Source organism: Streptomyces spiramenti (assembly GCF_012034385.1).
GTDB classification, from domain to species: domain Bacteria; phylum Actinomycetota; class Actinomycetes; order Streptomycetales; family Streptomycetaceae; genus Streptomyces; species Streptomyces spiramenti.
This window is the reverse complement of sequence record NZ_JAAVJB010000250.1, coordinates 1-6,866: the sequence shown is the minus strand read 5'-3', so window position 1 is coordinate 6,866 and position 6,866 is coordinate 1. Positions and strand designations below refer to the sequence as shown.

Sequence of the window (6,866 nt, the reverse complement as noted above, 5' to 3'; positions counted from 1 at the left end):
ACCCCGAAGGCTGCGGCAGCCGCCGCTCCCGCGGCCTCCCGCCCCGCCCCGGCCGCCTCCCCCGCCGTGCGGACCGCTCCGCCGGCCGTCGGCGCCGCTCCCGGCCGTGACGGCTGCGACTTCAGCCTCTACTTCTTCGGCGACTATCCCGACGAGGACGCGGGCGACAAGTACCAGCTCATCCAGGAGGCGGCCCGCTTCGCCGACCGCAACGGCTTCCACAGCCTGTGGCTGCCCGAACGGCACTTCCACTCCTTCGGCGCGCTCTTCCCCAACCCCTCGGTCCTCGCTGCCGCCTTGGCCGCGCAGACCAGCACCATCCGGCTGCACGCCGGTTCGGTCGTGCTGCCGCTCCACAACCCGCTGCGCGTCGCGGAGGAGTGGGCGGTGGTCGACAATCTCTCCGGCGGCCGGGTCGGGATCGGCGTGGCCAGCGGCTGGCACGCGGACGACTTCGCGCTGGCCCCGGAGAACTACGGCAACCACCGCGAGCTGATGTACGAGCGCGTCGACACGGTGCGCCGCCTGTGGGCCGGCGAGGCCGTCCCGATGCTCTCCGGCAGCGGCGAGCAGACCGAACTTCGCACCCACCCGCGGCCGTTGCAGGCGCAGCCGCCGATGTTCGTGGCGGTCGTCGGCAACCCGGACAGCTACCGGCGGGCCGCGGCCGAGGACATGGGCGTCGTCACCAACCTGATGGCCCAGTCCGTCGAGGACCTGGCCGGCAACATCGCGCTCTACCGCCGCACACGGGCCGAGCACGGGCTTGACCCGGACGGCGGCCGGGTGGTCGTGCTGCTGCACACCTACCTCGACGCCGACCCCGAGGCCGCCCGCAGGGAGGCGTTCGAGCCCTTCATCTCCTACCTGCGCTCGTCCCTGTCGCTGTTCAACCAGGTCACCAACAGCCTCGGCGTGGACATCGACCTGGACCACGCCGACCCCGACGACGTGCGGTTCCTGCTGGAGCAGGCGTACGGGCGCTACTGCGAGGACCGGGCGCTGATCGGCGACGTCGCCGGCAGCAGCGCCGTGGTGGAGCGGCTGCGGGCCGTCGGCGCCGACGAGATCGCCTGCTTCGTCGACTTCGGCGTCCCCACCGGGCACGTACTCGCCGGGCTCACCGAACTCGACGCCCTGCGGCGGCGGCACGCGCGCGGCGCGACGCCGACGCGGCAGGCGGACACCACGCCCGGCGCGTCGGACGCCGTCCCGGCGCTGCCCGAGCAGAGCTCGGTCGCCCTCTCCCCGGCACAGCGGCGGATCTGGTTCCTGGAGCAGCTCGAACCGGGCCGGACCAGCTACCACGAGCCGAAGACGCTCCGCTTCGACGGCCCGCTGGACACCGACGCCCTGCTCGGCGCGTTGCAGCAGGTGGTGGACCGCCACCCGGCGCTGCGCTCGGTGGTGACCGAGGTCGAGGGTGAGCCGCGGCTCACCGTCCGCGACCGCATGCCGCTGCCGTGTCCCCTCACCGACGCCGGAGACCTGCCGGGCGTCGCGGACGGGGGCCGGGACGAGGAGTCCCTGATCGCGCAGGTACTGGCCGAGGAGCTCCGCGAGCCGATCGACCTGGCCACCGGACCGCTGCTGAAGGCGCGCCTGGTGCGGTTCGCGCCGGAGCGCCACGTGCTGCTGCTGGTCGCGCACCACGTCGTCTTCGACTCCTCCTCCACGCAGATCCTCACCCGCGACCTCGCCGCCTGGTACCGCTCCTGGCCGCAGGCACCCGCCGAGCTGCCGGAGCTGCCCGCGCACACCCCCGTCGACGAGCCCGGTGAGCGGGAGCACGACGAGGCGCTGCGTTACTGGCTGGACCGACTGGCCGACGCGCCGGAGACCGCGCTGCCGACCGACCGGCCGCGGCCCGCACGCTCCTCCGGCACCGGCGGGCACCTGGTGCGGGAGTGGCCGGCGGCGACCGCCGAGGACGTACGCACCGCGGGCGCGGGCGCCTCGGCCACCGTCTTCTCGGTGTTGCTCGGGGCAGTCTGCGTGGCGCTGCGGCGCCTCGGCGGCGCCGACGACATGGTGGTCGGCACCGCACTGATGCACCGGCCGGACGGCGCCGAGGACGCGGTCGGCATGTACGTCGAGACGCTTCCGCTGAGGGTGGACCTCGCGGACGACCCGACGTTCGGGAGCCTCGCCCGCGAGCTCACCACCGCCGGTCTGGACGCCTACCAGTACCGGGCCGCGCCGTTCGACGAGCTGGTCGCCGCGCTCAACCCCGACCGCACGGCGGGGGGCAACCCGCTGTTCCAGGTGGCGGTGGAGTTCGAGAACGCCACCGGGGACGCCCCGTTCGCGCCGCCGGAGCTGTCGGTGACGACGATCGACCTCGCCGCCGACCGGGCCGCCCCCGTCGACCTCGCGCTGTACCTGACCCACGGCACGTCCGGAGTCCGCTGCCTCGCCGAGTACGACCGCGACCTCTTCGACGCGGCCACCGTCGAGCGGCTGCTCGACTACGTGGACCTCGTCCTGGCACAGCTGCCGGCGGCGCCCGACGCGCGGCTCTCCGACCTGCCGGCGCTGACGGCGGCGGACCGCGAGGTGATCGAGGGTGCCACCCGGACCCCCGCGGCACCCGCCGTGGGCCGCGAACCCGGCAGCCTGCACGGCGTGGTCCTGGCCCAGGCGCGTCGCACCCCCGACGCCGTGGCACTGGTGCACGGCGAACGCAGCACCACCTACGGCGAGTTGGACGACCGCTCGTCCGGCGCATCCGCGGCGCTCCGCGCCCGGGGCGTCAACCGCGGCGACCTGGTCGCGGTCTGCCTGCCGCGTGGCGCGGAGTTCGTACTGACGCTGTTGGCGGTGCTGCGCGCCGGTGCCGTCTACCTGCCCATCGACCCCGAACTGCCCGCCGCCCGGCGGCGCTCGATGATCGAGGACAGCGGCGCGGTGCTGCTCGTGGCGACGCCGGCGACGGCCGAGGGCGCGGCACCCGACGCCACCCCGGTGGCGGACGTGGCCTCGCTGAGCGGCGCGGACGGCGGGAGCCGGCACGAGGGCGCCGGTCCGGAGCCGGTCGTCGGCCCCGAGGACCTCGCCTACTGCATCTACACCTCCGGTTCGACCGGGCGCCCCAAGGGCGTCGAGGTGCCGCACCGCGGGCCCGTCAACCTGATCCGGTGGGACCTGGCCGCACACGGCCCGCAGGACACGCTCCAGTGGTCCTCGGCGTCGTTCGACGCCGCCGTGATGGAGATCTTCACGACGCTGGGAGGCGGCGCACGGCTGGTGCTGCTCGACGAGTCGGTCCGGCACGACCCGGCCGCGCTCGTCACCGTCATGCGCCGGGACCGGGTGGCGCGGCTGTTCATGCCGTTCACCCCGCTGCGGTACCTGATGGAGTCCCGTCCGGAGCTGCCGGCGCTGCGCTCGCTGATCTCGGCGGGCGAGCCCACCGGTGACACCCCGGCGCTGAGCGCGTTCCTCACCGCACACCCCGACTGCACGCTGTTCAACATGTACGGCCCGACCGAGGGTTCCGTCTGCGCCACCTCGCACCGCGTCACCCCCGGTGACGCCGCACCGCCCATCGGCCGGCCGATCGCCGGTACCGAGGCCCGGTTGCTCGGCGCGGACGGCACGCCCGTGCCGGTCGGCGCCCGCGGCGAGATCCATCTGGCCGGGGCGGGCGTCGCCGCCGGGTACCGGGGACGCCCGGCGGAGACCGCCGCGGCGTTCCTCCCCGACCCGGAGAACCCCGGCGCCCTCCTGTACCGCACCGGCGACCTGGCACGGCTGCGGGCCGACGGCGAGCTGGAGTACGTGGGCCGCGTCGACCACCAGGTGAAGATCCGCGGCCACCGGGTCGAGCCCGCCGAGGCGCGGCGCGCCCTGGCGGCGCTCCCGGGGGTGCGGGACGCGGCGGTCGCCGTCCGCGACGACTCCAACGGGGAGCCGCAGCTGGTCGGTTGGGTCGTCCCCGAGGACGACGCCGACACCGGTCTCCTCGACCGGCTGCCGGGGCTCCTCGCGGCCGAACTCCCCACCTACCTGGTGCCGAGCCGCTGGGCGCGCGTCGCCGCGCTGCCGCTCAACTCCAGCGGCAAGCTGGACGAGGCGCGGCTCCCCGACCCGGTGACGACGGGCACGGTGACCGCGACACCCGAAGGTCCGCTGGAGGAGGCGCTGTACCCGCTGTGGCGTGAGGAGTTGGGGTGCGGTGACTTCGACGTGACCCGTGGCTTCTTCGACCTCGGCGGGCATTCGCTGAGCGCGGTGCGGCTGCTGCACCGGGTCCGCGCCACGCTGGGCCGGGAGGTCTCGCTGGCGGAGCTGTTCCGCGCGCCGAGCGTCCGCGCCCTGGCCGCGGTGCTGACCGCCGAGGACGCCACCGGGCCGACGGCCGACACCGCCGCAGCCGCAGCCGCGCCGGCGTGCCCCGGTGGGGGGAAGGCCCGCCAGGAGGTGCCGCGCGTGACGGGCGCGACGGCGGTGGAGACCGCTCCGCTGACCTCCGCGCAGCGCCGCATGGTGCGACGCCACCGGGCGCACGGCAGGCCCGAGGCACTCACGATGGGGCTCCGGGTGGACGTCACCGGCCCGCTCGACGTGGACGCGCTGCGTGCCGCGTTCGCACAGGTCGTGGCGCGGCACCCCGCGCTGCGCACCCGGATCGTCCCCGGCAGATCCGAGGGCCGTCCCGGGGCGGAGGAGGTCCAGGAGGTGTCGGCCACCGCGGCGACGGAGGTCGAGGTCACCGAACTGCCGGACGACAGCGCGGCGGTGGCCCGCTGGTGCGACGAGGCGGTCACCACCCCGTTCGCCCTCGACGAGGCACCGCTGCTGCGGGTGCGACTCGGCCGGCTGGGCGAGCGGCGGTGGATCCTGGCGCTCGCGGCGCACCATGCGGTGGGCGACGGCTGGTCGTTGCACCTGGTGTGGAACGACGTGGCGGCGCTGTACCGGGCCGCCGCCGCCGACGAGCCGGTAGATCTCCCCGAACCCGGGCTCCCCTACCCGGATTTCGCTCGCCGCGAGGAGCGCGAGTCCGGCGGGGACCGCTGGCGCGACGCGGCGGCGCACTGGCGTGAGGCGCTGGCAGGGGCGCCGTTGGAGACGGAGCTGCCCACCGAACGGGAGCGGCCCGCGCGGCTCTCGGGCGCGGGCGCACTGCACCGGTTCCGGGTGGACGCGGAGACGGCTCGCGGGCTGCGGTCGGTCGGTGAGACGGCCGGCGGCACGCTGCACACCGCGCTGGTGGCCGGTGTCGGTCAGTGGCTGGCCCGGCTGGCGGACGAGGAGTCCGTCGTGGTGGCCCTCTCCAGCGCCCGCCGGACCCGCCCGGGTGACGAGACGGTCGTGGGGTACGTCGGGGAGGCCGTCCCGGTCCGCCTCGGCGGAGCCGCGACCGCGTCCTTCCCCGAGCTCGTGCGGCACACCGGCGAGCGGCTCTTCGAGGCGCTGGACCACGAGGTGCTGCCGCTGGCGGAGATCTGGCAGGCGGCCTCGCCGACGGCCGAGCCGCTGCTGGCGCCGCGGGTGATGGTGACGGTCATGACCGGACCCGCGCCCGAGGCGTCCCTGGCGGGGCTCACGACGCGCACCACCCCGCTCACCGCCCCCGGTGCGGCGCGGACCGAGCTGTACGTGGTCCTGTCGCCGGAGACGGACGGCTTCGCGGGCGTCCTGGAGTACTCCACCGACCTGTTCTCCGCGGAGACGGTCGGCGCGTGGGCCAAGGAGCTCACCGCGCTGCTGGAGGTGTCGGCCGGGGTCACCGACCACTGACACCGGCTGCTGACGGCCGAGCGGCCCGGACGTCGGCGGTCACGGCCGGGAACAAGGAACGGCCGGTCCCGTGCCGAACGACGCGACGGCGGGCGGCCGTCGTCGAGCGGCGGGTCAGCCCGCCGCCGCCACCGAGCGGGTCAGCTCCTCCAGCTGCTCCAGTCCGGTCTGCACCGCGACGAGTTCGTGGGTCAGCGGACCGAGGTCCATCGCGACGGCCGCCGCCTCCCCGGCGATCTGCGCGGACAGCAGCACCCCCGCGTGCTCCGCCACCGCCTCCAGGCGCAGCGTCACGGACTCCAGCGCTGCCATCAGGGTGCGGCGCAGCTCCTCCAGCCGCACGACGGACGCCGTCCGGTCCGCCAGGGCCGCGGCGGAGGCCTCCTTGGCGTCGCGCAGCGCCCCTTCCGGAGCGGCGGCGGCCTCGCGTTCCAACCGGCTTTGCTCGGCCCGCAGTTCGCGAACGTCGGTGTCCCCGACGGTGCGGTCGATGACGGTGACGGCGGTCGCCCGCTCGTTCAACTGCTCGGCGGCGACCCGGGTGTGGACCGCGGCCTCCTGGAGGACCGACACCAGGGAGTGTCCGCCGACCGGTTCGCCGTCCGGCCCGAGCGCACCCGCGCCCGAGTGCTCCGCGACGCGGTCGGCCGCGACCCGGGCGCGACGCAGCCACACCTCGGTCTCCGGAGGGGCGACCAACTCGACCCGGTGGGCCCTCTCGACGAACCGGCCGCTGCTGGTCGGCAGCGGTGTGCGCCGCCCGTGGCGGGCGCCGGCCAGGTGCGCGAGGAGCGCCGCCAGCGCGGCGGCTCCGGCCGTCGCGGCGAGCACCGCGTCGCCCTCCCAGGGCGCCCATGCGGCGACGGCGTACGCGGCGCCCCCGCCCAGCACGGCGGAGACCACCGCTCCGCCGGACGCACCGCCACCGCTCTTCTCGCTCATCCCGCTCCCCCTCGGTCCGTGTGCCGCTGCCCGGATGCCTCCGCTGTGTGCCGCGGTCTCCGGCCGCCGGGCCGCGCGGCGCCCGTGGCGTGCGCAAGTATCCCACCGGCGTCCGGACAGCGACCCGCCCGGTGGCGGGGCGCCGCGCGGACAGCGCCGCGCCCCGCCGGGGACGGCAC

2 protein-coding genes are annotated in these 6,866 nt (G+C 75.9%); one reads left to right on the top strand and one right to left on the bottom strand.

Translation table 11 applies throughout. The features are described from left to right. Positions 1 to 66 precede the first annotated feature (66 nt). Complete coding sequence (locus HCJ92_RS20750) at positions 67 to 5,745, top strand: MupA/Atu3671 family FMN-dependent luciferase-like monooxygenase (protein ID WP_338054294.1); 5,679 nt, start codon at positions 67 to 69, stop codon at positions 5,743 to 5,745. Positions 5,746 to 5,859: 114 nt separating this feature from the next. On the opposite strand, the gene HCJ92_RS20745 is transcribed toward HCJ92_RS20750, so the two are convergent. Continuing rightward, entirely contained in the window at positions 5,860 to 6,687 is an 828-nt protein-coding gene (locus tag HCJ92_RS20745) for a hypothetical protein (protein WP_167935138.1), read from the bottom strand. Positions 6,688 to 6,866: the final 179 nt, after the last annotated feature.

Coding starts and splice junctions, on each gene's coding strand:
- HCJ92_RS20745 (WP_167935138.1), bottom strand. CDS start 6,687: ATGAGCGAGAAGAGCGGTGGCGGTGCGTCCGGCGGAGCGGTGGTCTCC.